This window comes from Sphingomonas sp. HMP9 (genome assembly GCF_013374115.1).
Classification (GTDB): Bacteria; Pseudomonadota; Alphaproteobacteria; order Sphingomonadales; family Sphingomonadaceae; genus Sphingomonas.
In genome coordinates this window covers 885,904-911,592 of record NZ_AP022673.1, presented here as the reverse complement: position 1 = coordinate 911,592, position 25,689 = coordinate 885,904, and the positions used below count along the sequence as shown (strand labels likewise).

Below are 25,689 nucleotides of genomic sequence, written 5' to 3'. Positions count from 1 at the left end.
TTTAGCTAGGCGCATCTGCCGTTCGCGCTCCGCATAGCCCGCGCGTTGATCCGCGTCGCGCGCGTCATGGCATGCCGGGCACCTGGTCCCCTCGACATACAGCGTTGGCGGCGCGGTTTGCTGACTCTAGTCCGTCATCCTGACGAAAGTCAGGATCCAGGGTAACGCGCGCTACGTCCTTGGCTCTGGATCCTGACTTTCGTCAGGACGACGGGAGGGGGTGTGGTGGTCGTCATTGCCGTGCGTCTTGGAGAGTACCGCGCCGACATGGGTTTCGCCGCGGGCTTCGGCTAGGCGCATCTGGCGTTCGCGTTCGGCATAGCCGGCGCGTTGGGATTCGTCCCGCGCGTCGTGGCAGTTGGGGCAGCTGATCCCCTCTACATAGAGCGGCGAGGCGCGCTCCGCGACGCTGACCGGCATCCGGCAGGCATTGCACAGCACGTGGCTGCCCGGCACGAGCCCGTGGCCAACCGCGACGCGCTGATCGAAGACGAAGCATTCGCCTTCCCACAGGCTCTCCGTCTCGGGCACCGTCTCGAGATATTTCAGGATACCGCCCTTCAGGTGATAGACCTCGTCGAGCCCCTCGGCCTTCAGGAACGCGGTCGATTTCTCGCAGCGGATGCCGCCGGTGCAGAACATCGCGATCTTCGGCGGCGGGCCGTCGCCGACCAGCTCGGCGCGATGTGCGCGAAACCATGCCGGGAAGTCGCGGAAACTGCGTGTCTGCGGATCGACCGCGCCGGCGAAGGTGCCGACCGACACTTCGTAGTCGTTGCGCGTATCGATCACGATTGTCCCCGGCTCGGCGATCAGCGCGTTCCAGTCCGCGGGCTCGACATAATGGCCCACGCCGTCGAGCGGATCGATCGTCGGCTCGCCCATCGTGACGATCTCGCGCTTCAGCCGCACCTTCATGCGGTGGAACGGCATCGTCCCGGCGCGCGATTCCTTGACCTCCAGGTCGGCGCAGCCCGGCAGCGCGCGGATATGCGCGAGAACGGCATCGATCCCCGCCTCGGACCCGGCGATCGTCCCGTTGATCCCCTCGGCCGCGAGCAGCAGCGTACCCTTCACCCCGTTCGAGCAGCATGCGAGCGCAAGCGGCGGCTGGATCGCGGCGATGTCGGCGAACGGCGTGAAGCGATACAGCGCCACGACGCGGATGGGGAGATTTTGGGTCATCGGTTCATTGTGAAGGGGAGGAGGTGCGCTCCCTTAGCGCACCTCGCCCGCCGCGTCAGCCTGCGGTGACGATCATCCCGTCGACCACCGCGACCGGCCACGGCGTCAGGCGGGCGCCCGCGCATGGGCCGCCGACGCATGCGCCGCTGTGAATCGCGAACAGCGCCGAATGCCAGCTGCACGCGATCAGGTCGCCGCGCGGGGTGAGATAGTCGTCGAGCACCTGCGCGAGCGGCAGGCCCATATGCGGGCAGCGATCGACATAGCCGACCACCGCGTCATCCTTGCGCACCACGAACCCGTGAAACCGCCCGGCACGCATCTGCACCACGAAGTTGCGCGCCTTGCCCTCGGCGACCGTGTCGAGCGGCGCGAGTTTGATCCCGCTAGGCGTGGCGGTAAGCCGCTCGCCGTCGCTCATGAGCGATCCGCGTCCGGTTGCCGGTCGGGGTGCGCGGCGGCGAAGGCGGGGAGGGCGCGGGCCATGTCGGCCGCAGCCTTAAGGTGCGGGTAGGGAGAGAGATCGACACCGAAGCGCTCGGCGGAATAGACCTGCGGCACCAGGTGGCAGTCGGCGATCGTTGGCGTCGCGCCGAACGCGAAGCCTTTGCCATGATGCGCGATCATCACCTCCAGCGCGGCGAACCCCTCGCCGATCCAGCGCGCGATCCAGCGGTTCACGGCGGCATCGTCGGCGCCGAACTCGCTCCGCAGCGCGTTCAGGATCCGCAGGTTGTTCACCGGGTGGATATCGCACGCGATCGTCGCGGCCATCGCGCGGACGACTGCGCGACCATTCGCGTCGGCCGGAAGCAAAGGAGGATCGGGATAGGTCTCGTCGATCCATTCGAGGATCGCGGGGCTCTGCGTCAGGACAGCGTCGTCGGTTTCCAGTGCCGGCACGAGTGCCTGCGGATTGAGCGCACGGTAGCCCGGCTCGCGGTGCGCGCCGGTGCGCAGGTCATGCGGGACCTGCGCATAGTCGACGTCCTTCACGGCGAGCGCGATGCGGACCCGGTAGGCGGCGGTCGAGCGCCAATAGCCGTGGAGCGTCGGGGTCACCGCGGCAGGATCGCCTTGGGGAAATCGGACCAGACCGCGTCGTAATCGAGCTGCGCATGGTCCAGCGCATAGTCGGTCGGTGCGTAGGGCCAGCAGCTCTCCAGCATGAATGCCATCGTCCCGTCGATCTTGTGCGGCTTCAGGTCGGCCGCGCTCGCGCCCTGCCAGCTTGCCAGATCGGGGCCGTGGCCGGACATCAGATTGTGCAGCGAGATGCCGCCGGGCGCGAACCCCTCGGCTTTGGCGTCGTACGCGCCGGTGATGAGCCCCATCGCCTCGGACATGATGTTGCGGTGGAACCAGGGCGGGCGGAACGTCCCCTCCGCCACCATCCAGCGCGGCGGGAAGATCACGAAATCGGCGTTGGCGCGGCCGGGCACGTCGCTGGGCGAGGTCAGCAGCGTGAAGATCGAGGGATCGGGATGGTCGAAGCTGACCGTGTTGATCGTGTTGAACCGCGACAGGTCGTAGCGCCAGGGGGCAAGGTTGCCGTGCCACGCGACGACGTCGAGCGGCGAATGATCGAGCGTGGTGGTCCACAGCGATCCCATGAACTTCTGGACGACCTCGACCGGCGCGTCGCGATCCTCGAACCACGCGAACGGCGTCTCGAAATCGCGCGGGTTGGCGAGGCCGTTGGCACCGATCGGGCCGAGATCGGGCAGGCGGAACAACGGGCCGTAATTCTCCGCGACATAGCCGCGCGCTTCTCCGTCGGGGAGTTCGGCGCGGAAGCGGACGCCGCGGGGAATCAGCGCGATCTGGCCGGGGGCGACATCGATCCGCCCGAGTTCGGTCAGCAGCCGCAGCCGGCCGTGCTGCGGCACGAACAACAGCTCGCCGTCCGCGTCCATGAACACGCGGTCGGTCATGTCGGTATTGGCGGCGTAGACGTGGAGCGCGACGCCCTCAAGGTCGGCGGGATCGCGGTTGGCGAGCATCGTCGTCATGCCGTCGACCAGATCGGTGCCGGAAGCAGGTGCTTCGATCGGGTCCCAGCGCAGGCGATTGGGCGCAAGCGGCGCGTCGGTAGTGCCGGGGGCGAACCGCTTCGCGCCGGTGTAACGTTCGAACGGCGGATGCTCGGCGGTCGGGCGCATCCGGTAGAGCCAGCTGCGGCGGTTCTCATGCCGCGGCGCGGTGAAGGCGGTGCCGGAGAGCTGCTCGGTGTAGAGTCCGAACGCCGGGCGTTGCGGGGAATTGCGGCCGATCGGCAGTGCGCCGGGGACGGCTTCGGTCGATACGTGGTTGCCGAAGCCGGGGAGGTACTCGCTCTGGCCGGCGGTCTCGCCTGCGGCGTTGATCGGCTGGTGGATTGTCATGACTTCCTCTCCGTCACCTGTTCCGATCAACGCCCGGACCGCCGGCCGTTCAAACTTCTAGCCCTCTCCCTCTGGAGAGAGGGAGGGAGACGCGCGCTTGCGCGGCGGAAGGGTGAGGGCACGCGCTGGCGTCTCGCGTGCCCTCACCCTCGGCGCTGGCGCGCCTTTCCCTCTCCCCCGAGGGGAGAGGGTTTCAGCGATCAGGCGTCGACGGTGATCACGCCCCGGCGGATCTGGTCGAGCTCGATGCTCTCGTACAGCGCCTGAAAATTGCCGTTGCCGAAGCCTTCATTGCCCTTGCGCTGGATAATCTCGAAGAAGATCGGCCCGAACATGTTCTCGGTGAAGATCTGGAGCAACAGACCCTCCTCGCCGACATTGCCGTCGATCAGGATGCGGTTGCGGCGCAGGCGTTCGAGGTCGTGGCCGTGGTTCGGCACGCGCTTGTCGACCAGCTCGTAATAGGTCTCGATCGTATCCTGCAGCTTGACGCCGCGCGCGCGCAGTTTTTCAACCGTCTCGAAGATATCGTCGGTGGTCAGCGCCAGATGCTGGATGCCTTCGCCGTTATAGTCCTTGAGGAATTCCTCGATCTGGCTCTTGTCGTCCTGACTCTCATTGAGCGGGATGCGGATCGCGCGGTCGGGGGCGATCATCGCTTGGCTGAACAGCCCGGTCGCCTTGCCCTTGATGTCGAAATACTTCTGCTCCTCAAAGCCGAAGATCTGGCCGTAGAACTCGGCCCAGGTCCGCATCTGGCCACGCTTCACGTTGTGGGTAAGGTGGTCGAGCAGGTCGAGACCGACATTGTTCGCGGCTTCCGCTTCGGCTGCGCCCGGGACTGCGGTCCAGTCGTCGTACAGGCTGCCCGCAGCGCCATGCTTGTCGACCAGATACAATAGCGAGCCGCCGATCCCTTCGAGTACGTAGCTACCCTCGCCGAGCGCACCCGTGCTGGCATCCGCCGCCTTGGCCCCGCGCGCGAGGGCGGCGTCGAACGCTGCCTTGGCGTCATGAACCCGGAACGCCATGCCGCTCGCCGACGGTCCATGATCGGCGCGGAATGCCGCCGCATGGCCACCGTCTTCGCGGTTGAGCAGCAGGTTGATGCGGCCCTGCTTGTACCGAATCACGGCCTTGGTTGGGTGAGACGAGGCGGCGACGAAACCGAACTGCTCGAACTGCGCGGCCATCCGGTCGGGGTCGGGCGAGGTGAATTCGGCAAACTCGAACCCGTCGAGACCCATTGGGTTTACGTCCATATGGTCCATGACTCGATCCTTAGATTGGTATCTGTTGTTACCAATCTGCCGTCTTGATCAACTGGTGTCAATCGTTACGATCTCGCTATGGCTGACCGCGCGCTCGTCCTGGACGATTTCATCCCGTATCGCCTGTCGATCACCTCGAACCTCGTCAGCGAGGCGGTGGCCGATACGTATGAGGCGCTGTTCGGGCTGACGATCCCGGAGTGGCGGCTGATCGCGGTGGTGGCCGAAGCGGGCGGGATCACGCAGCAGCAGGTCGGCCAGCAAACCCGCATGGACAAGGTTACCGTCAGCCGCGCGGCGATCGCGCTGGTCGAGCGCGGGCTGATGCAGCGGCATGCGAACCCCGACGATCGGCGGTCGCATCTGTTGCGACTGACTGACGACGGCCGCACGCTCTACGCGTCGGTAGCACCAAAGGCGCTCGATCTGGAGCGCCGCATCTTTGCCGGGTTCTCTGGCGCGGAGGTCGAGCAATTCGTCGCGATGTTGCGGCGGATCGATGCCGTCACGATCGATCTGGTTCAGGACTCCCACGGCGGTAGCGGCGACCAGAGACCGCGTAGATAGTCGAGTAGCGCGGTCGCGCCCGACGACACAAGCCCGCGCGCGTGCACCGCATAGATTCCGACATCCGCAGACCCGGCCAGCTCGGGCAGGACGCGGACGAGCCGGCCGCTCGCAAGATCGGCACTGACGTCCCACAGAGACCGCAGCGCGATACCGACACCCGCCAAGGTGAGTTCGCGGACGACTTCGCTGGAGTTGGTCGCGACATAGCTCGGGCGGTCGATCGTGACGGCGCCGTCGGGGCCGGCAAGGCGCCACGGCATCTGGCCCTTCGCCGCGAGCAGGCGGTGCGTCTTGAGGTCGGCGGCGTCGCGTGGCGCACTGTAGCCTGGCGCCGCGCAGAGGACGCGACGGCTGTCGGCGAGGCGGTAGCCGGTCAGGCTGGGCGGCACGGCAGGCGCGATCCGGATCGCGAGGTCGAGCCGGTCGCCGATGACGTCGGCATATCCGTCGGACAAATCGAGGTCGAGTTGGACCCCCGGGTGCGCGTCGAGGAACGGCTTGAGGTGCGGCGCGATATGGAGGCGTCCGAACGAGGTCGGCGCACTGATCCGCAGCGGCCCGGCCGGTGTCTGGGCTCGATCCGACACGCGCGCCTCGGCATCGCGGATCGCGGCGAGGATCGCCACCATATCGCGGTGATACGCAGCCCCCCGAGCGGTCAGCTCGAGCCGGCGCGTGGTTCGGTTGAGCAACCGCACGCCGAGCCGCGCCTCAAGCCGCGCGATCCGCTTCGATACCATCGCCGGGGAGATGCCGAGCGACCGCCCCGCCGCGCTGAGGCTGGCGGTCCGGACGACTTCGGCGAAGAGCACGATATCGGGGTCCATTCGTTCTCCAGGCGATCAACAGCTTTCGTTTTATAGTGTCTAGTGGCGAAGGTGGCGGGCGTCTATCGTGCTGCCAGAGGATAGGAGAGCAGCATGGCCGAGATGATCGAGAAGGCAGGTCTGAAGATCGCCGCGTCGCTGGTGGAGTTCATCGACACGCAGGCGCTGCCGGGTACGGGGCTCGATCCCGCTACGTTCTGGCAGGGTGTCTCCGACGTCTACGCTCGGTTCGCACCCGAAAATGCCACGCTGCTGGCGGTTCGCGACGACCTTCAGGCGAAGATCGATGCGTGGCACGACGCCCGCGCCGGAAGACCGATCGACCAGGCCGACTATCAGGCGTTCCTACGCGAGATCGGCTATCTGGTCGACGAGCCGGCACCGTTCGCGGTCGCCCCGACCAATGTCGATGCGGAGGTCGCCTCGCTCGCCGGCGCGCAGCTGGTGGTGCCGATCCTCAACGCGCGCTTCCTGTTGAACGCCGCGAACGCGCGGTGGGGGAGCCTGTACGATGCGCTCTACGGCACCGACGCGATTGCCGGTGCGGCGTCCGGTAAAGGCTATGACGCCGGCCGTGGCGCGCAGGTGATTGCCTGGGCGAAGGCGTTTCTCGACGATGCCGTACCCTTGGCGCGCGGCTCGTGGACCGACTGGACCGGTGGCACGCCCGAGCTTGCCGATCCCAGCCAGCTCGGCGGGCATGCGGCGGACAATATCCTGTTGCGTCACAACGGCCTGCACATCGAACTGGTGATCGACCCTGAGCATCCGATTGGCCGCGACGATCCGGCGAATTTGGCCGACGTAATGCTCGAATCCGCGCTCAGCACGATCGCCGACCTCGAGGATTCGATTGCCGCGGTCGATGCCGAGGACAAGGTCGCCGCCTATGCCAACTGGCTCGGGCTGATGAAGGGCGATCTGACCGCCAGCTTCGACAAGGGCGGCCGCACGGTCACGCGGTCGCTCGAACCGGACCGGCAGTACACCGCCCCCGACGGCGGCGCCTTCACGCTGCCCGGCCGCAGCCTGATGTTCGTGCGCAACGTTGGGCATCTGATGACCACACCCGCGATCCTTCTCGCCGACGGCGGTCAGGCACCCGAGGGCATGCTCGATGGCATCGTCACGTCGCTGATCGCGCTGCACGACCTGAACCGCACGGGCCCGATCCGCAACAGCCGCGCGGGCTCGATCTATATCGTCAAGCCGAAGATGCATGGCCCCGACGAAGCCGGCTTCACCAATCGTCTGTTCGACGCGATCGAGGATTTGCTCGGCCTGGCGCGCCACACGATCAAGGTCGGGGTGATGGACGAGGAGCGCCGCACCTCCGCCAATCTCGCCGCGTGTATCGCGGCGGTGAAGGACCGGGTCGTCTTCATCAACACCGGCTTCCTCGATCGTACCGGCGACGAGATGCACACGTCGATGCGGGCAGGGCCGATGATCCGCAAGGGCGACATGAAGGCCTCGTCGTGGATCAAGGCTTATGAGGATCGCAACGTCCAGATCGGTCTCGCCTGCGGGCTCAGCGGCAAGGCGCAGATCGGCAAGGGCATGTGGGCCGCGCCTGACCGGATGGCAGACATGCTCGCGCAGAAGATCGCGCATCCGATGACCGGCGCGAACACCGCCTGGGTGCCGTCGCCGACCGCGGCGACGCTGCACGCGACGCATTACCACCGCGTCGACGTCTTCGCGCGGCAGGCGGAGCGCAGGGCCGAGCCGATCGCGTCGCTCGATGCGCTGCTGACGATTCCGGTGGCGACCGGGCATAACTGGCAGCCCGAGGAGATCCGCGAGGAACTGGAGAACAACGCGCAGGGCATTCTCGGTTACGTGGTCCGCTGGGTCGACCAGGGCGTCGGCTGTTCAAAGGTGCCCGACATCCACGACATCGGCCTGATGGAGGACCGCGCGACGCTGCGGATCAGTTCGCAGCATATGGCGAACTGGCTGCTTCACGGGATCGCCACGCCCGAAGAGGCAGATGCAGCGTTGCGGCGGATGGCGGCGAAGGTCGATGCGCAGAATGCGGGCGATCCGCTGTATCGACCAATGGCAGGGCATGAGGACGAAAGCCTGGCGTTCGAGGCCGCCCGCGCGCTGGTGTTCGATGGCCTCACGCAGCCGAGTGGCTATACCGAGCCGCTGCTCCACGCGTTCCGCGCGCGGGCAAAGAAAAGGGACGCCGCCTGATGCCGCTCTATGCGATCGAGGGACACCGCCCGACGCTGGCGGACGACGTGTGGGTCGCGCCGTCCGCCGACGTGATCGGCGACGCGCGACTGGGGGAGGGGGCGAGCGTCTGGTTCGGCGCCGTCATTCGCGCGGACAATACGCCGATCGTCGTCGGCGCGCGCACCAATATCCAGGAGGGTGCGATGCTGCATTCCGATCCAGGCGCCCCGCTGACCGTGGGCGAGGGCTGCACGATAGGCCACCACGCGATTCTGCACGGCTGCACGATCGGCGACAACGTGCTGGTGGGGATGGGCGCGACGATCCTCAACAACGCAGTGATCGGCGAGAATTGCCTGATCGGCGCGAACGCCCTCGTGACGGAGGGGAAAGTGTTTGCCGCGGGCAGCCTGATCGTCGGCGCGCCCGCAAAGGCTGTGCGGGTGCTGTCGCCGGAAGCGATCGCCGGCCTGAGGATGTCGGCAGCGGCCTATGCGTCCCGGCAGCGCGTCTATGCCGACGGGCTCGAACGTATCGAGGAATAGCAAGGTCGTTCTCCTCCTTACCCGGAGGAGAACGACCATGTCGCATGCAGTATTTGGTTGAGACGTTAGAAGCTTACACGGCCACCCAGTGACAGCACGACCGCATGTGCGTTCTGCAACAGGCCCCGAGTGACGATCGGAGTCTGTACCGCGGTCCCGGCATACGCGGCCGTGACCCGGTCGATCGTGGTGTTTTCGAAGTCGACATATTGCGCTGCGGCGTCGAGCGCGATGTGCGAGGACAACTGGTACGAGCCGCCCGCCGCATAGGTCCAGCGATCGGCATCGGGGACGCGTGCGTCGCGAAGACCGTCTTGGGTCGGCGTCTTAGTACGCTGCACACCCGCGCGGATCGTCGCCTTAGGGGTAACGTCGTAATCAAAGCCGCCCGCCAGGCTCCAGCTGTCCTGATAATTCTCGGGAAGCGACACGTTGAGCGGTGCGCCCAGATCGATCGCGTCGAACTTGCTCCAGTTGTACGCGACAACCTGTGCGTTCAGCGTCAGCGCGTTGGTGGCGCGGATGCGGCCGGCGACGATCACCTGGCCGGGGGTGTTGAAGCTTGCCTTGGCGCCGTCGATCGACACGTTCGAGCTTGCCAGCGGACCGACGAGCCCGGTGATGTTCAGGCTTCCCTTGAGATTGTGGCGGATGCTCGACTTGTAGCTGACCCCGACTGTTGCGAAGTCGTTATGCAGCTGCACACCGGCGGACCAGCCGAAGTCCCAGCCATCGCCCTTCAGCTCCTGGAAGCCGTCGGGCAGCGTCGCCGATAGATTGGGAAGCGCGTTGTTGAGCGTCGCATCGGTGTATTCGACGTTCAATGCACCGCCAACGCGGAGCCAGTCGGTCACCGCGATGCCGATCGAAGGCTGAACGTCGATCGTCCGCAACCGCGTCTTGTCCGCGCTGTAGCGAGCCCAGCTGTTCGCCTCGTAATTGGTGGTGAAGCTGAACGGCGACGTCACCGCAATGCCGATCGCGATCCGGTCGGTCAGCGGATAGGCGACCGCGCCCGACGGGACGACGCCCTTGTTGATCGGATCGCTCGATGTGCCGTTGCCGCCGACCGGGGTATAGTTCAGGCCGGTCGGGCGACCGGTCGTGGGCGAGAAGGTCGGACGACCGATGATCGTCCCGTTATCGATGACATCGCCCTTGGGCAGGATCGCACTGGCGCTCAGCGTCGCGCTGCCGTCGCGGATTCCGGCGATCGCGGCAGGGTTCCACCACAAGGATGCAGCGCCGGTGTCGGCCGCTTCACCCGAGAATGCGCGGCCTGCGCCGCGTGCGGACTGGGCCTGAAGGTAGAAGGCGTCTGCATAGGCAGTGCTGGCGAACCCGAAGGCGGAGACGAGAGCGGAAACCGCGAGGAGCGGGGCTTTGGTGCGCAGAGTCATGGGGAAGTCCTGTGAAAGCTGTACTGATTATCGGAAAAGGCGTGAGCGGCGGCTTAGCGCACGCGCGTCCAGGTCTGCGTCTTGCAGAGCGGGAAGAAGACGCAGCCGCGCAACTTGAGCTGGTTGGCGCCGACGGGCGTGATCTTGCCGCTATAGGTTTTGCCGTCCTCGGCGTTGTAGACCTGTCCGCTGCCCCAGACGCCGTTCGTATCGGGCTTGAATCCGCTGAGCATCTGCATGCCCTGGATCGGACGATTACGCAGCGCGGTGTTCGCGTTGTTGGCGTCCTTCATCGAAGGATTGGCGCGGAGCGCGTCGGAGGTGAGGATCTTGCCGCAGATCGACGAGCCGCAGCGGGCGATCTCGACGATCGCGTTGTGAGTCTCGGTCTTCCAGCGGCCGATGACGGTCTCAGGCGTGGCGGACGCGCCTGCGAGCAGGGCGGTGGCGATCAACAGGGACATCTTCTATCCTCTCCTAGTGTCGTTGGACGCGCCGTATGCGTACGGTCGCTGGATTTCTCGTAAGGCCGCCGACGTTACCGCGACCTTGTTGCCGTATACGGCAGTTATCGATCCCGACTAGAATTGTACGAAGACAAGTCAAGTCTTCTTACTGATTCGCTGGCGTGAAATAGTATTCATGGATCGATTGTCCCCCCGCCGAGGCGGGGGAACAGTTCAGTTCCGCAGCGGCTTGCCCGTCTGCAGCATATGGACGACACGGGCCTGCGTGCGCGGATCCTTCACGCTCGCCATGAACGCAGCGCGCTCGAGGTCGAGCAGCTGGTCCTCGGTCACGGTGTCGATCAGATCGGCCTCGCCACCGGTCAGCACCTCGGCAAGCCGATCCGCGACGACGAGGTCGTAGTCGGTCGCCATGCCCTTCTTGTGGAAGTCCGCGACCGCCATGCTCAGCCCCGTGCGGCCGCTTTCGCCCGCCAGGCGGAAGGTCGGCGCCTCCGGTGCGACATAGCCGTCGACCAGCGACAGCGCCTTGGCCTTGGCGTCCGCCAGCAACCGGTCGCGGTTCATGGTAATGCCGTCGTCCTTGCGCAGGATCATCATCTCCTTCGCCTCCGCCGCCGACTTGGCGACGACCGCGGTCGAGATGCTCGTGAACACCGCGGTCAGCACCGGCATCGGGCCCTTGGGCAGCATGCCCGACTTGGTCCAGCGATCGAGCATCTCGCCATTACCGCCCCAGCCGGGGACGAGACCGACGCCGCATTCGACGAGGCCCGCATAGGTCTCGGCATGCGCCTGCACCACATCCGAATGGAGCAGCATCTCGCACCCGCCACCGAGCGCGAGGCCCGCCGGCGCGCTGACGACAGGGAAGGGGGCGTATTTGAGCGCCTTGTACGCCGCCTGGCCCTTGGCGACGCTGGCCTCGACCATGTCCCAAAGGCCCGCACCGACTGCGAACATTGCCGCACCCAGATTGGCACCCGCCGAGAAGTTGCTGGCTTCGTTGTAGACGACCAGCGCCTTGAAGCGGTCCTGCACCACGGGGATCGCTTCCTCGATCAACGCCACGACCTGATCGTCGAGCGCGTTCATCTTGGTGTGGAATTCGAGCGCGGCTACGCCGTCGCCGACATCCCAGAGCGACGCCGACAAGTTCGTCAGAATCGGCTGCGAGCGGAGCTTGATATCCTCGAGCAGTTCGACGCCATCGCCACGCGGGACATCCGCATAGTCGCCGGCGGTGGTCAGATACTGACGCTTGCCGTCCTCGACGCGGTAGAACGGACGATCGCCCGCCGTCTTCAGGATAACGGGCACGTCGCGGCCTTCGGCGGCCAGACGCTGGGCGAGCAGGCCCGGCCCCACCCGGTCGATCAGTTCGAACGGCCCGTATTTCCAGTTATAACCGAGCTTCATCGCGTCATCGATGCCGATGATGTCGTCGGTCGCCTCGCCGACGAGCATCGCGGCATAGGACAGAACGCTGCCGAGGATCGTCCACGCATAGGTGCCGATCTTGCCGGGTTCGGCTATCAGCGCGGCGATATCCTTGCCGGTCTTGCCGGGCAGGTCGGCGGGTTTCGCCTCGGGCCGGTATTCGCCGGTCGCGAGATCGAGCGAAAGCTTGGTGCGCGTCGCCTTGTCGAAGCGGTAGAAGCCGCCCTTGCCCTTGCGGCCGGTAAAGCCCTCCGCGATCATCTTGTCGACGAGCGCCATGTCGCGCACCGTGTCGAAATAGGGATCGCCCGCGGGCAGCGTCGACGACAGGCTCTTGGTCAGCAGCGGCATCAGGTCGACGCCGACGAGATCGACGAGCCCGAAAATCCCGGTCTTGGGCACGCCCATCGGCCGGCCGCCGATCTGGTCGGCCTCCTCGACGGTCAGCCCCTGGTCCATCGCCGCGTTGATCGCGACCGCCAGCCAATAGGTGCCGATGCGGTTGGCGATGAAGCCCGGCGTGTCCTTCGCACGGACGATCCGCTTGCCCATGAAACGATCGACGAAATTCTCGACCTTCTCGGCGACCGCGACGTCGGTTTGCGCACCGCGGACGATCTCGACCAGCCGCATGTAGCGCGGCGGGTTGAAGAAGTGGGTGATGAGAAAGTCGGCCTTGAACTGGTCCGAACGCCCCTCGACCAGATGGCCGAGCGGGATCGTCGAAGTGTTCGACGACACCGCGGTACCCGGACGCTTCAACGTCTCGAGCTTGGCGTAGAGCGACTGCTTGATGTCGAGCCGCTCGACGATCGCCTCGACGATCCAGTCGCACTCGGCGACCCGGTCCAGATGGTCGTCGATATTGCCCGTCTCGACCAGCTTGGCCGCACGCTTCGACATGAAAGGCGCGGGGTCGGTCTTGAGCATCTTGGCGACGGCGCCCTTCGCCACGGCGTCGCGATCGTCGCCCTCACGGGGTACGATGTCGAGCAGCAGCACAGGAATGCCGGCGTTCGCGATTTGCGCCGCAATGCCCGCGCCCATCACGCCTGCGCCGATGACGCAGACCTTTTTCACCTGATCGACCATCATGCGCGCTCCAGCACCGTTGCGATGCCCTGACCGCCACCGATGCACTGGGTGGCGAGCGCATAACGGCCGCCCTCGCGCGACAGCAGCGAAGCCGCCTTGCCGACGATCCGCGCGCCGGTCGCGCCGAGCGGATGGCCGATCGCGATCGCGCCGCCATCGAGGTTGATCGTCTCGTCCTTCAGTCCGAGATCGCGGATGCAGGCGATCGCCTGGCTCGCGAACGCCTCGTTGATCTCGACCACATCGAGGTCGGCGACGGTGATCCCGGCACGCTCGAGCGCCTTTTTCGACGCACCGATCGGGCCGAGGCCCATCGTCTCGGGCGCGCAACCCGACACGCCGATCGACTTGATCCGTGCGAGGATCGTGAGGCCATGCTTCTTGGCGAACTCCTCCGAGGTGACCAGCACCGCGGACGCGCCATCGGTCAGCGGCGAGGACGTGCCGGCGGTCACCGAACCGTCGCTGCTGAACGCAGGCTTCAGGCCGGCGAGCGCTTCGGTGGTGGTTCCGGCGCGGATCGTGCCGTCCTGGCTGACCGGGCCAGCCTTGGTCTGGATCGTCACGATCTCGTCAGCCAGTCGGCCATCGGTGCGCGCCGCGGCGGCCTTGTCCTGGCTCTTCACCGCGAACGCGTCCTGCTCGGCGCGCGTGATCTGGTATTGGCGCGCGACGTTCTCGGCGGTCTCGCCCATGCCCATGTATGCGCCGGCGCTCTTCTTCGCGAGCGCGGGGTTGGGGAGGGGGTTGTAGCCGCCCATCGGCACGCGGCTCATCGACTCGAGCCCGGCGCAGATGAACGCCTCGCCGGCCCCGACTGCGATCTGTCCGAACGCGATGTGGATCGCGCTCATCGACGATCCGCAGAACCGGTTGACCGTCATGCCACCGACCGAGATCGGCAGGTCGGCGATCTGCGCGATCAGCTTGGCGACGTTGAGACCCTGCTCGCCCTCGGGGAACGCGCAGCCGAGGATGATGTCCTCGATCTCGGCGGGATCGACGCCGGTCTTGTCGAGCAACCCGCGAATCGTCTGCGCGGCGAGGTCGTCGGGACGGACGCGGGCGAGCTCGCCCTTGCCTGCGAGGTGGAACGGCGAACGGGCGTACCCGGCGATGACGACGTTGGTCACGATGATCCTCTCATATTGCGGTCGACCCGGTTAACGCTTGCGGGTTACCCTTAAGGTGCGATACCTCACCTTTACGTCAAGGTGAAGCGGCCGACAATATGGCTTACGCACATCGAGTTATGGAGAGCGAGATGCAGGACACTTCCGGGGGCACAGCGATCGGCGCGCCATTGCTGGGCGAACCGCGGTTGCTGGGCGACATGCTCGACACGTCGGTCCGCCGGTTCGGGTCGCGCAACGTGCTCGATTTCATGGGGCGCACGCTGACCTATGCAGAGCTCGGCGAGTCCGTCGACTGCGCCGCGCGGGGCCTCCAGGATCTCGGCGTCGTGAAGGGCACGCGCGTCGCGCTCTGCCTGCCGAACACGCCTTATTATCCGATCCTGTTCTTCGCGATCCTCAAGGCGGGCGGCGTCGTCGTCAATGTGAACCCACTCTATGTCGAGCGCGAGCTGGCGCATCTGCTCGAGGATTCGGGCGCGACGATCATCGCCACCTGCGACATTACCGAAATCTATGCGCGGGTGCTCAAGGTGGCCGGGCAGATGGGCGTGAAGCACGTCATCACCTGCCCGATCGCGGGTGCGCTGCCGACGGTGAAGTCGATCGCCTATCGGATCTTCAAGCGCGCCGAGATCGCTCGAGCGCCGAACGACGCGCGTCATCTGACGTTTGATACGCTGTTGAAGGCGAAGGGCGCGCCAGCGCCGGTCGACGTCGCTCCGAACGAGGTCGCGGTGCTGCAATATACCGGCGGCACGACCGGCGAGCCCAAGGCGGCCATGCTCAGTCATGCGAACCTGGTCGCGAACGCCGATGCGATGGTGGTGTTCGTCGGGGGCGAACAGCCGCATCAGGACCGCGTGATGGGCGCACTGCCGCTGTTCCACGTCTTCGCACTGACCACCGTGCTGACCTATTCGATCCGTACCGGCGCGGAGATGATCCTGCTGCCGCGCTTCGAATTGCAGCAGCTGCTCAAGACGATCGCGCGGACCAAGCCGAGCTATTTCCCCGCGGTGCCGACGATCTACGCCGCGATCACCACCGCGGCGGATACGCAGACGGTCGACCTGTCCTCGATTCATGCGTGCATCTCGGGTGGTGCGCCGCTGCCCGCCGAGGTCCGCACCGCGTTCGAGGCGGCGACCGGCGCCAAGCTCGTCGAGGGCTACGGGCTGTCTGAGGCCTCGCCGATCATCACCTGCAATCCGATCGGGGGAATCAACAAGCCGGGCTCGGCGGGCCTGCCATTCCCCGGCACGACTATCGAGATCCGCGACCGCGAGGACCCGTCCCGGCTGCTGCCGATCGGCGAGAATGGCGAGATCTGCGCCCGCGGTCCCCAGATCACGCAAGGCTATTGGCACAAGCCCGCCGCGACCGCCGACCTGTTCGTCGACGGCGCGTTGCGCACCGGCGACGTCGGCCATCTCGATGCGGACGGCTATCTGTTCATCGTCGACCGGATCAAGGACCTGATCCTCGCTGGCGGCTACAACGTCTATCCGCGCGTGATCGAGGAGGCGCTGTACGAACACCCCGCCGTGCTCGAGGCGGTGGTCATCGGCGTGCCCGACAAATACCGCGGCCAATCGCCCAAGGCCTTTGTTGTGCTGGCCGAAGGAGCGGTGGCTACCCCGCTCGAACTGCGTGATTTTCTGCGTGACAAGATCAGCAAGATCGAGCTTCCCCGCGAGGTCGAAATCCGCGACACTCTGCCCAAGACGCTGATCGGCAAGCTATCCAAAAAGGAACTTGTCGCAGAAGAGGCCGCCAAGGCAGCAGCGTCGGAGGCGAGGGGAGTGGACGCGTGAACGACCGACAGGACGATCTTACCGGCATACAGGAGGTCTCGCGCATGCTCGGCGTGAGCGCGCGCACGCTCAGATTCTACGAGGACAAGGGGCTGATCGAGCCGTGCCGGATCGGCACGACGCGGGTCTACACGCGGCGCGAAGTCGCCCGGATGCAGTTGATCCTGCGCGGCAAAAGGCTGGGCTTCACGCTCCGCGACGTCGAGGAGTTCCTCGACCTGTACGACGCCGATCCGCAACACGTCGAACAGATGCGTGCACTGGCCGAACGCTGCCGCCAGCGCATCGACCTGCTCGATGCGCAACGCGAGGCGATCGTCCAAACGCGCGACGAATTGGAGAAGATCGAGCAGGAAGCGCTAGCGCGGATCCCGGACGGGGCGGTCTGATACCTGGGATCGGTCGAGAGATCAGAGCCGCAACGGCAAGAAACCACTACCGCCTCCGCGAAGAAACTACCGCCCCGGCGAAGGCCGGGGCCCAGGTGGCAAGACAGAGGTAATGACGCGCACCGCCGATTAGCGACGTCCCCCACTTGGACCCCGGCCTCCGCCGGGGCGGTGCGGGTGCAATGCGGGCGTGCTGAATTGCTCAATCCTCCCCCGGCAGGGGGAGGTGGCTGGCCCTTGCCAGACGGAGGGGGAGGTTAGCGTAGGCCGCTGTTCCGTGTCCTCCCCCTCCGTCGCCTTCGGCGCCACCTCCCCCTTGCGGGGGAGGATTAGTAAGTCCTGCTGATGGGCCGCTTAAAGCCCCACCACACCCCCGTCATTCTTCGTGATCACGATCGTCGCCGACCGCGGCCGCGAGGGCGTCGTCACGGTACCCGCCTGGTTCGCCGGCCAGCTGCTGGTGATGTTGGTCGGTCCGCCATTCTCGCCCGGATGCTGGATGTTGACGAACAGCGAGCGGCCGTCCGGAGTCGTATGGATGCCCGTGATCTCGCACTCCTTAGGCCCGACCAGGAAGCGACGCAGTGCAGCCCCCGGTGCCTTGCCGATCCGCGTCGTCACCGAGCCGGTTGCCGCACCGATCGTGTTCGTCACGGTCCGCGTACCGCCATCGTTGACGATCCCCGGCACCGAGGCGAGCAGCATGCAGTTGGTGACGTCGGTAAAGGCACCGTCATCGGTCTCGATCCACATCACCGGCGCGATCGTCCCCGATGCGTTGCTCGGCAGACCGAACCACAGGCCATCGGGCGACGAGAAGTCGTTGGTCGCATCGAGACCCGACAGGTTGATGTTGGTCGCGTCCAGATCGGAACCCGCACCGAACGCATAGATGTCCCACGCGAAGGTGAGCGCTTCGGACGTGTCGCCCGTCTCGCGAAGACGGATGATGTGCCCGTTGGCGTTGCCGGTGGTCTGGCCGCCGGTCGTCTTCGGATCGACATAAGCGCGCGGGTTGGGTGCGTCCGCGGTCGCGACGGTCCGCGACGAGTTGTTGGTGAGCGTGCAATACATTTCGCCGGTCGCGGGGTTGACCGCGGTCCACTCCGGCCGGTCCATCTTCGTCGCACCCAACGCATCGGCCGCCAGACGCGTATTGATCAATACATCCACCTGGCTCGAGAACGGATATGCCGCATTGGCCGAGGTGAGGGGCCCCTGGCCGAACACCAGCGGCAGCCACTGGCCGCTGCCGTCCGCTGCAAGCTTCGCCACGTAAAGCGTTCCCGTATCGAGATACTTGTCACCGATCGCGAGACGGTTCGCTGCGGTTGCATCGGCCGCAGACCACGGCGTGGCCGAAACGAACTTGTAGATATATTCGTTCTGCGCATCGTCACCCATGTAGAAGGCCGGCTTCACGCCTGCGATGGTCCGGCCGATCTGGCAGCCCTCATGGTTCATCCGGCCCAGCGCGGTCCGCTTGCGCGGGGTCGAGTTGGCATCGAACGGATCGATCTCGACCACCCAGCCATACTGGAAGATCTCGTTGCGGAAATCGCCCGTGCCATCGGCCGGCGCGCTGGCCTGCGCGGTGATGTTCCAGCGCGCATAGAGCGTGCTGGTCGTGTCCGCTGGCGTGACCGTCGACCACCCGTAATTGCCGCCGGTGTTGCTCTCCGACTTGCCGTATCGTGTCAGCGACGTGTTGGCCTTGACGCCAACCGCGCCGGTCGCCGCACGCCGCGCGGCATCGCCGACTTCACGCTTGAAATAGCCGACCCAGTTCTCTTCGTTGGTCAGATACGTGTTCCAAGGCATTGTACCATTGGCACAATTGTTGATCGTGCCGCGGCCCGTGGTGGCATCGGGCGAGTAGCGCGTCTTGAGGCTGTCGGCGCCGCGCACCGGCCCCGAGAAGCTCATCGGCGTCAGCGGCGTGATGCGGCGATTGAACGACGACGCGGTCGTATAGCTCCAGGCGGCAGCGCGGTTGACCTCGATCACCGACACGCCGTGGCACTCCATCTCTTTGAGCGCTTCGGCTTCGGGGCGGACGCCGGCGGTAGTGGTCGGGCCGTTCGGATGCAGATAGGCTTGCGTGATGTTCTCATGATTGAGCACGAGCAGGCCGCGCGTGTTGCCGTTGGCGTCGGGCGTGCCGGTGGCGGACATGCCGAAATAGCTCATGCCGTCATGGTGATCGCCCGCGCGCTTCGAGAAGGTCGCGTCGGTCCCGTCATTGACATAGGCGCCGACACCGCTGCCGATCGGATCGCCGAGCCGGTACAATACCGTCACCACATAGCCCGATGGCACCGCAACGACATCCGCGAGGCTCTTTGCCACCGCCGTGAAGCCGAGCGAGGCTGCGCCGACCGTGACGCTGGTGGTCGCGCTGGCCGATCCGCCCGCAGACACGGCGGTGAACTGGAAGCTAAGGACCGTTCCGGCGGCCGCACCCGGCACGACGAAGGTCGCGGTGGCGGTCGTGGCACCCGCGAGCGTCACGGCGGGGCCGGCAGTCTGGGTCCAGGTCACGCTGTCGACCTGGCCGATCGCCGCGCCGGTCAGCGTCGCGACGCGACCCGCGGTCGCGCTGCCGCCGGCCGTCGCGGTTACCGTGACGGGGCTCGATCCGTTACCGTCATTGTCGTCGTCGCAGCCGGTCAGCAGCATCCCGCCAAAGACCGCCGCAGCGGTTGCGGACATGCCGCCCATCAACGTCTGGCGGCGCGAATAGCGCGACTCGATCAGGTCGTTGATATGCGGGTTGGCGGTCGGATTGGTATCGATGTCGCCGTCGGTATAGATGGTCTCGAACGTCATGCTTGGTCCCCCCAAGGAATGGTTGCGCGGTGTGTAACGATACGTGAGATTTAGAATTTCGCGCCGAGCTCGACGCCGTAGAAGCGCGGCTCGCCCGCGATGTAGGTCGGGATGCCGAAGCCGCCGCCGGTATTGCCTGCATCGATCAGATAGCGCTTGTTGGTCGCGTTCCGGACGAACCCGCCGACGCTGTAGCGGCCTTGCGCGAACTCCAGCCCGGCACGGACGTTGACCAGCGTATAGCCGCGCTGACTGATCGCATCAGTGTTCGGCAACTCGAAGAATACCTTCGACTTATAGGTGACGCTTGGCGTGGCGTAGACGGTCACGCCGCCCACCGGAGCGCGCAGGATCATGCCGCCCGATGCCGTCGTCTTGGGCTGCAGGCGGAACTGGTTTCCGGCGTAGGGGCCGTTCGCCACGTCGTCGCCGATACCGCCGTCGATATAGGCGAAGGTCCCGAAGATCGAGAGATACGGCGCGAGGCGCAGATTACCCTCAAGCTCGACACCGACGCTGTTCGCCGAGTCCGCACTGCGGACCGTCGTCACGCCGTTGCTAGTTACCGAGAACTGGAAGCCATCATAGGTCTGATAGAAAACCGACGCCGCCCCGCTGAACGGGCCTAGCTGACCCTTGATGCCGCCTTCGTAATTCCAGACCTTTTCCTCGGGTATGATCTGGAGGTTCGGACCGACGCCGAATGCAGTCCGCTGTGCGGCAAGCTGGACCACTGTCGAGCGGCGGCCCTTGCTTATGGTTCCATAGACATTGACGTCATCGGTAATTTTCAACAGCGCGTTCAGGCGCGGCAGGATAGCCGTGAAGCTCTTCTCAGCGACGAACTTATTGCCGTTGGTGCTGACGGTACCCAGCAGGCTCGTCTGGATATTAAGGCTCGCGAGGATCACCGAATTCGGTTGGACCGACGAGTAGCCTGACTGTCGATCCTCGATCAGGATACGCGCGCCGGCAGTCAACTCAAGCGCGGGTACCGGAATATAGGTCACGTCGGCGAACACCGAGTAAGTGTCGTTGTTGCCGTAGTTTGTGAATTCTGCTGCGTAAGGGATTGCAGTTGCTCGGCCACCCGTCAGCGCGGCGGTGGCACGCGTTGCTGGAATGGTCCCGTTGGCCGCGACGCAACCCGTCTCTGTCGGGATGCCCGCGCGGTTCAGCGCAGTGCGAATTGGCTGATAGGCCGAAGTTACGGAACAGGCGAGATACGTGCCTTCTTCCGTCGCGAACGGCACGCGCTGGAAGCCGTTCTCGAAGAACGCGTTCCAGCCGACCGAGGCGCGGTATTTCGGCCCTTCGAAGGCGAAGCGGCTCTCATGGCTCCACTGGTCGCCCTTCGCGTCTTCGGCGAACTCGAGATACGCAGCGGGGCCGCCATCGGCGTCGAAGATTTCGAGCGCGTCGAACCGGCGATAGCCGTTCACGGTCGTGAAGGTGACGCCCGGCGACAGGTCCGCGGTGATCGTCAGGTTCGCGTCGTAGACGCTGCGGTCGAGACCAAGCTTGCGGGCGCCGAGCGCGGCCTCGCTGTACGGCGAGCCCGAGAGCTCCGCATAGCCATAGTCGCCGGTCTGGCCACCGGTCGGGGCGTGTGCGCGGCTCTTGAACGCGGTGCCGGGGTTGCGCTGCCCGTCATAGGTCAGGACGAGGTCGGCGGTGATGCTGTCGCTCGGACGATAGCGGAGCGAGCCGCGAATGCCGCGCTGGTCCTGTCCGTTCAGATCGTCCTGGTCGACGCCGCCCCGGTTCTGGTTCGGCACGTTCGCGTCGCCGGCGATGTTGCGGACGTACCCCTTGCGATATTTATACGCGAAGGCGATGCGGCCGGCGAGGACGTCGTTGCCGGCGTTCAGGAAACCCGACACCTGGGTGCGGTCGAAACTGCCGTATGTGCCGTTGATGGCGCCCGATACGCCAGCCTCCGGCCTGGCTGAGACGAGGCTGATCGCGCCGACTGCCGCTGCGGTGCCGAACAGGGTCGCCTGCGGGCCCTTCACGACTTCGATCCGCGAGAGGTCGAACAAGTCCTGATAGGCGCCGCGCGAACGGCTGATATCGATGCCGTTGTAATAGAGCGTGACGCGCGCGCCCTGCTGCGATGAACCATTGTCCGAAGTGATGCCGCGGATCACGAAGCCCGGATTGTTCGCGCTCTGCTCCTGGATCTGGAGACCGGGAATATAGGCAGCAACTTCGCTCAGCGAGTTGACGCCGATCGACGCCATGCGCGCGCCGGTCAGCGCGGTGACGGTGACGGGAACATCTTCGATGCGCTGCTCACGCTTCTGCGCGGTGACGACGATCTCGTCGTCCGACGTGGCGGCCTGGGTTTCGGCTTGGGCAGTGTCGGGGGTGCCGGCTTGTGCAAGCGCCATGGTCGAACAGGTCGTGGCGAGCGTCGCAAGCGCGAGCCGCGTGAAGATACGTGTCATTAAGTCCCCCGTTTCGTTGCCGTCGCACTACGGGGGGGAGGTGACGTTTCGATGGCGTCTCCATGAAAGCAAAATGACTATTCCGTAACGGCGCTGTCACATCGTTGCCGCCGGCTTGTCTTCGATCGTGGCTAGCAGGCGGGCGACACCCGTTACGAAAGCCCGAGACGATGACGATCAACCGCCGCGATGCCTTGAAAAACGCCCTTAAACTCGCCGGCTCGGGCGCGACGCTCGCGCTCCCCACGGTCGCGTCACAAGCAGCGGGCGCTGCGAAATCCCGTTTCGATCACGGCGTAGCGAGCGGCGATCCCTCGGTCGATGGTGCCATCTTGTGGACCCGCGCCACCCCGGTCGAAACAGCGCAGGCTGGGGATATCGCGCTCACTTGGCATGTCGCGGAGACGGAGGACGGCAAGCCGATCCGCTCGGGCACCGTCAAGGCCCGCGCGTCGCGCGACTTCACGGCCAAGGTGGAGGCGACCGGGCTCCAGCCGGGTCGCGAATATCGCTATTGGTTCGATGCCGCGGACGGCACGCGCTCGCCCGTCGGTCGGTTCCGGACGCTGCCGAAGGGCAAGGTCGCCGACGTCGTCATGGCGGTCGTCTCCTGCCAGCTCTACGCGGGCGGTCTGTTCAACGCGTATGATGCGATCGCCAAGCTCGACCGGGTCGATACCGTGCTCCATCTGGGCGACTATATCTACGAATACGGCGTCGACGGGTACGGCGCGGACATCGCCAAGAAGATCGGCCGCTTCGTCGAGCCGCGCCACGAGATCGTCAGCCTTGCCGACTACCGGATGCGGCACGCGCAGGTGAAGCGCGACGTCGACATGCAGGCCGCGCACGCTCGCGCCGCGTTCATCTGCGTCTGGGACGATCATGAGGTCGCCAACGACGACTGGATGCACGGTGCCGAGAACCACGACCCCAAGACCGAAGGCGATTGGGACGCGCGTAAGGCGGCCGCGATGCAGGCGTATTTCGAATGGATGCCGATCCGCGATCCCAAGCCCGGCCAGCCCTGGGCGGCGATCAACCGGAGCTTCGATTTCGGCGACCTTGCGACGCTCGTGATGGTCGAGACGCGGCTGCTGGCGCGTAGTCATCAGGTCGTGTCGAAGGGCGAGGAGATCACGCCCGCTGAATATGCGCCGATGCTGGCGGAACGCGCGCGCGCCGACCGCGAACTTCTCGGGGCGACGCAACTGGCGTGGGTCGAGAAGACGATGGCGAATTCGGTCGCGGCGGGGAAGCCGTGGCAGGTGCTCGGCAACCAGGTGGTGATGGCGAAGGTTGCGGGGCCCGACATGGAGCGGCAACTCGGACCCGTCAAATTCGCCGAAGCGATGGCGAAGCTGCCGGCAATGTGGCGGGAACGACTGGTGGCAAGCATCGCATCGTACCGTGCGGGGATGCCGTTCGGGCTCGATAGCTGGGACGGTTATCCGGCGGCCCGCGAGCGCCTGTATGCCGCGTTCCAGCGTGCCAAGTCGCGCCCGATCGTGCTGTCGGGTGACAGCCATGCAGCGTGGGCGAACGACCTGCACGATGCCTCGGGCAAGCAGGTCGCGGTCGAGTTCGGCTGCACTGCGATCACGAGCCTGTCCTATGGCTCGTTGCTGCCGGGGATCGGTGCGCTGATCGCGGATGCGAACAAGGGCGAGGTCCGGTTCTGCGACCAGGTCGGGAAAGGGTTCACGTTGCTGACGCTGACCCCGGAGCACGCGACGGCGGACTCGGTCACGGTGTCGACCGTGATGACCAAGCCCTACACGCAGGCGGTCGCAGCGCGGTTCCGGGCGACGGCGGGCCAGCCGGATAGCCCGCTGGACCGTATCGCCTGATCCTGGAACCTGCTGTCGTCATGCCCGGATCGCCCTGTGGCGGCTCCGGGCATAGCGCGTTCCGACTCGATCCGCGTGGTGGCGGTGAAACTTTGCCAGCGGAAAGTTCAATCGACTGTCAATTCCTACCGGGTACGGGGATATTTACCTCACCGAACGGAGGTGAGGATGCAGCGGGAGTCTTCGAGATCGCGGGTCGGATGGCCTACCGTCATCCTGGCAGCTGTCATCTACGGCGGGTGGCTGGCCGTGACAGCGTGGCACGCGCTGTTGCCGACACCCGTGTTGATCCTGCTCGGCGGGGGGCTGCTCGCCTGGCAGGGATCGTTGCAACACGAGACGATCCACGGGCATCCGACCGGCCATCGCTGGATCAACGATGCGATCGGGTTCGTCCCCTTGTCGCTCTGGCTGCCCTATCGCCTCTATCGCCGGAGCCACATCGCGCATCACTGCGCGACGATCATCACCGATCCGCGATACGACCCTGAGTCCCGCTATCGCACGGTTTCGCGCGGCCTCCAGCAGGCGCTGGCGCAGCTTCAGTCGACACTGCTGGGTCAGATCATCTTCGGCCCGCCGATCTGCGTCGTGCGGTCCTTGCTTCAAGAGACTCGGCGGATGGTGCGCGCGCCGGTGACGGTGGCGCGCCACTGGCTGCCCCATGCGATCGCCGTCATACTAGTAGTCCTCCGGCTCGACCATGTCGGGCTCGGCCTGGTGCGCTATGCGCTGTGCTTCGTATATCCTGGCATCGCGTTGACGATGGTGCGCTCCTATGTCGAGCACCGCGCTGACCTCGACAGCCCAGGTCGTGCGGCGAGTGTCGAGCATGGCGGCCTTCTCGGGCTGGTGTTCCTAAACAACAATCTTCATGCAGCGCATCATGAGCGGCCGTCGCTCGCCTGGTACGACCTGCCTACCTATCACGCGCTGAACCGGCAGCGGTTCGTGGATGCCGGTGCACCGATCTATCGCGGCTATGGTAAGGTCGTCCGTCGGTTTGCATTCAGCGCGCACGACGACATGGTGCATCCGCTGCACCGGGGCGGTACCGTTTGACCGGCCGGATCGCCTCGCTGGGCATGCACGATCACCCTGCGCAACATAGTGCGAACGACCGCCTCTGGTCGGCGCTCGCCGCGGCCTTGCGCGATCAAGGCGTGGCGGACGTACCAAACAGGCTCGACCGGACGCGAGACGTCCATGCGATCTGGCGCGATCCGACCTTGGTGTTCGGGCAGGCGTGCGGATATCCGCTGGTCGTCGATCCGACGCTGGCGCTCCAGATCGTCGCGTTCCCGGTCTATGATGCAATGCCGGGCAGCGTCCTGGTCGCGCGTGCGGACGATGCGCGAGACGCGGTCGAGGACTTCCGGGGCAGTCGCGCTGGCATCAACGATCGCCGATCCAACACCGGCATGAACCTGTTCCGCGCGGCGGTCGCGCCGTATGCGGGGCAGGGGGCGTTCTTTGCCAAGGTCGTGGACAGCGGAGCCCATCGCTCCAGCCTCGCTGCGGTGGGTAGCGGTGCGGTGGACCTCGCGGTGATCGACTGCGTCACCTTCGCGGCGGTCGACCGGTTCGAGCCCGAACTCACCGCCGGGGTGAAGATCGTCGCGCGCACTTCGCCGTCCCCGAGCCTGCCGTTCGTGACCGCGGCATCGACCGACGCCGTGACCGTGGCAGCGCTGCGGATCGCGCTCGACCGTGTCATGGCCGATCCCGACCTCGCCGCAGTGCGTGACGCGCTGTTCCTCACCGGTATCGTGCCTGCGGATCCGACGTCGCTGTTGCCGATATCACGACTGGACGCGGACGCGGTTCGTGCCGGCTATCCCGAACTCCGCTGA

General features: G+C 65.8%; 20 protein-coding genes. 8 read left to right on the top strand and 12 right to left on the bottom strand.

Going from position 1 to position 25,689, the window contains the following annotated elements:
• Nucleotides 1–171: 171 nt before the first annotated feature.
• The 5 genes from trhO to hppD form a co-directional block, all read right to left on the bottom strand.
• Entirely contained in the window at nucleotides 172–1,185 is a 1,014-nt protein-coding gene (trhO, locus tag HMP09_RS03920; RefSeq protein ID WP_176499274.1) for an oxygen-dependent tRNA uridine(34) hydroxylase TrhO, read from the bottom strand.
• A gap of 55 nt (nucleotides 1,186–1,240) precedes the next feature.
• Nucleotides 1,241–1,606, bottom strand: a complete 366-nt coding sequence (locus HMP09_RS03915) for a Rieske (2Fe-2S) protein (protein WP_176499273.1) — start codon at nucleotides 1,604–1,606, stop codon at nucleotides 1,241–1,243.
• Nucleotides 1,603–2,247 carry a maleylacetoacetate isomerase gene (gene maiA / locus HMP09_RS03910; protein ID WP_176499272.1) on the bottom strand — a complete coding sequence of 215 codons (645 nt, stop codon included), beginning with the start codon at nucleotides 2,245–2,247 and terminating at the stop codon, nucleotides 1,603–1,605. The genes HMP09_RS03915 and maiA overlap by 4 nt, the downstream gene beginning before the upstream one ends.
• On the bottom strand, nucleotides 2,244–3,569 hold the full coding sequence (gene hmgA, locus HMP09_RS03905) for a homogentisate 1,2-dioxygenase (protein ID WP_176499271.1): 1,326 nt from the start codon (nucleotides 3,567–3,569) through the stop codon (nucleotides 2,244–2,246). The genes maiA and hmgA overlap by 4 nt, the downstream gene beginning before the upstream one ends.
• A 200-nt stretch (nucleotides 3,570–3,769) precedes the next feature.
• Nucleotides 3,770–4,840 (bottom strand): 4-hydroxyphenylpyruvate dioxygenase, encoded by a 1,071-nt coding sequence (gene hppD, locus HMP09_RS03900; protein WP_176499270.1) that lies wholly within the window; start codon nucleotides 4,838–4,840, stop codon nucleotides 3,770–3,772.
• Nucleotides 4,841–4,918: 78 nt separating this feature from the next.
• Between hppD and HMP09_RS03895 the strand changes: the two genes are divergently transcribed.
• The gene (locus HMP09_RS03895) at nucleotides 4,919–5,407 is read left to right on the top strand and encodes a MarR family winged helix-turn-helix transcriptional regulator (protein WP_176499269.1); all 489 of its coding nucleotides are present in this window, start codon (nucleotides 4,919–4,921) and stop codon (nucleotides 5,405–5,407) included.
• On the opposite strand, the gene HMP09_RS03890 is transcribed toward HMP09_RS03895, so the two are convergent.
• A complete protein-coding gene (locus HMP09_RS03890) occupies nucleotides 5,362–6,237 on the bottom strand; it encodes a LysR family transcriptional regulator (RefSeq protein WP_176499268.1) in 876 nt (291 codons plus the stop codon). The two genes, HMP09_RS03895 and HMP09_RS03890, sit on opposite strands and share 46 nt — an antisense overlap.
• A gap of 102 nt (nucleotides 6,238–6,339) precedes the next feature.
• Between HMP09_RS03890 and HMP09_RS03885 the strand changes: the two genes are divergently transcribed.
• Both HMP09_RS03885 and HMP09_RS03880 read left to right on the top strand, forming a co-directional pair.
• The gene (locus HMP09_RS03885) at nucleotides 6,340–8,439 is read left to right on the top strand and encodes a malate synthase G (protein ID WP_176501560.1); all 2,100 of its coding nucleotides are present in this window, start codon (nucleotides 6,340–6,342) and stop codon (nucleotides 8,437–8,439) included.
• A complete protein-coding gene (locus tag HMP09_RS03880) occupies nucleotides 8,439–8,966 on the top strand; it encodes a gamma carbonic anhydrase family protein (RefSeq protein WP_176499267.1) in 528 nt (175 codons plus the stop codon). The genes HMP09_RS03885 and HMP09_RS03880 overlap by 1 nt, the downstream gene beginning before the upstream one ends.
• 65 nt (nucleotides 8,967–9,031) lie before the next feature.
• Here the strand turns inward: HMP09_RS03880 and HMP09_RS03875 are convergent, their stop codons facing one another.
• From HMP09_RS03875 to HMP09_RS03860, 4 genes are all read right to left on the bottom strand, one after another.
• Nucleotides 9,032–10,366: an OmpP1/FadL family transporter gene (locus HMP09_RS03875; RefSeq protein ID WP_176499266.1), complete on the bottom strand. Its 1,335-nt coding sequence runs from the start codon at nucleotides 10,364–10,366 to the stop codon at nucleotides 9,032–9,034.
• Between the two features lie 53 nt (nucleotides 10,367–10,419).
• Nucleotides 10,420–10,830 carry a DUF2147 domain-containing protein gene (locus HMP09_RS03870; protein WP_176499265.1) on the bottom strand — a complete coding sequence of 137 codons (411 nt, stop codon included), beginning with the start codon at nucleotides 10,828–10,830 and terminating at the stop codon, nucleotides 10,420–10,422.
• 216 nt (nucleotides 10,831–11,046) lie between these two features.
• Complete coding sequence (locus HMP09_RS03865) at nucleotides 11,047–13,365, bottom strand: 3-hydroxyacyl-CoA dehydrogenase/enoyl-CoA hydratase family protein (protein ID WP_176501559.1); 2,319 nt, start codon at nucleotides 13,363–13,365, stop codon at nucleotides 11,047–11,049.
• The gene (locus tag HMP09_RS03860; protein WP_176499264.1) at nucleotides 13,365–14,501 is read right to left on the bottom strand and encodes a thiolase family protein; all 1,137 of its coding nucleotides are present in this window, start codon (nucleotides 14,499–14,501) and stop codon (nucleotides 13,365–13,367) included. Before HMP09_RS03860 ends, HMP09_RS03865 begins: the two co-directional genes overlap by 1 nt.
• Before the next feature lie 131 nt (nucleotides 14,502–14,632).
• Here HMP09_RS03860 and HMP09_RS03855 point away from each other — a divergent pair, with 131 nt between their 5' ends.
• Together HMP09_RS03855 and HMP09_RS03850 are read left to right on the top strand one after the other, a co-directional pair.
• Nucleotides 14,633–16,318, top strand: coding sequence for a long-chain-fatty-acid--CoA ligase (locus tag HMP09_RS03855; protein ID WP_176499263.1), 1,686 nt, complete (start codon nucleotides 14,633–14,635; stop codon nucleotides 16,316–16,318).
• A gap of 44 nt (nucleotides 16,319–16,362) precedes the next feature.
• Nucleotides 16,363–16,707, top strand: coding sequence for a MerR family DNA-binding protein (locus HMP09_RS03850; protein WP_443026460.1), 345 nt, complete (start codon nucleotides 16,363–16,365; stop codon nucleotides 16,705–16,707).
• A gap of 354 nt (nucleotides 16,708–17,061) precedes the next feature.
• Here HMP09_RS03850 and HMP09_RS03845 read toward each other — a convergent pair whose 3' ends face one another.
• Together HMP09_RS03845 and HMP09_RS03840 are read right to left on the bottom strand one after the other, a co-directional pair.
• Nucleotides 17,062–19,536: a PhoX family protein gene (locus tag HMP09_RS03845; RefSeq protein WP_176499261.1), complete on the bottom strand. Its 2,475-nt coding sequence runs from the start codon at nucleotides 19,534–19,536 to the stop codon at nucleotides 17,062–17,064.
• 50 nt (nucleotides 19,537–19,586) lie between these two features.
• Nucleotides 19,587–21,986 (bottom strand): TonB-dependent receptor, encoded by a 2,400-nt coding sequence (locus HMP09_RS03840; protein ID WP_176499260.1) that lies wholly within the window; start codon nucleotides 21,984–21,986, stop codon nucleotides 19,587–19,589.
• Between the two features lie 170 nt (nucleotides 21,987–22,156).
• Here HMP09_RS03840 and HMP09_RS03835 point away from each other — a divergent pair, with 170 nt between their 5' ends.
• The 3 genes from HMP09_RS03835 to HMP09_RS03825 all read left to right on the top strand — a co-directional run bounded on the left by HMP09_RS03835 (nucleotide 22,157) and on the right by HMP09_RS03825 (nucleotide 25,689).
• Nucleotides 22,157–23,836 carry an alkaline phosphatase D family protein gene (locus HMP09_RS03835; protein WP_176499259.1) on the top strand — a complete coding sequence of 560 codons (1,680 nt, stop codon included), beginning with the start codon at nucleotides 22,157–22,159 and terminating at the stop codon, nucleotides 23,834–23,836.
• Between the two features lie 249 nt (nucleotides 23,837–24,085).
• Nucleotides 24,086–24,898: a fatty acid desaturase gene (locus HMP09_RS03830; RefSeq protein ID WP_232090652.1), complete on the top strand. Its 813-nt coding sequence runs from the start codon at nucleotides 24,086–24,088 to the stop codon at nucleotides 24,896–24,898.
• A gap of 23 nt (nucleotides 24,899–24,921) precedes the next feature.
• Nucleotides 24,922–25,689: a phosphate/phosphite/phosphonate ABC transporter substrate-binding protein gene (locus HMP09_RS03825; RefSeq protein ID WP_232090650.1), complete on the top strand. Its 768-nt coding sequence runs from the start codon at nucleotides 24,922–24,924 to the stop codon at nucleotides 25,687–25,689.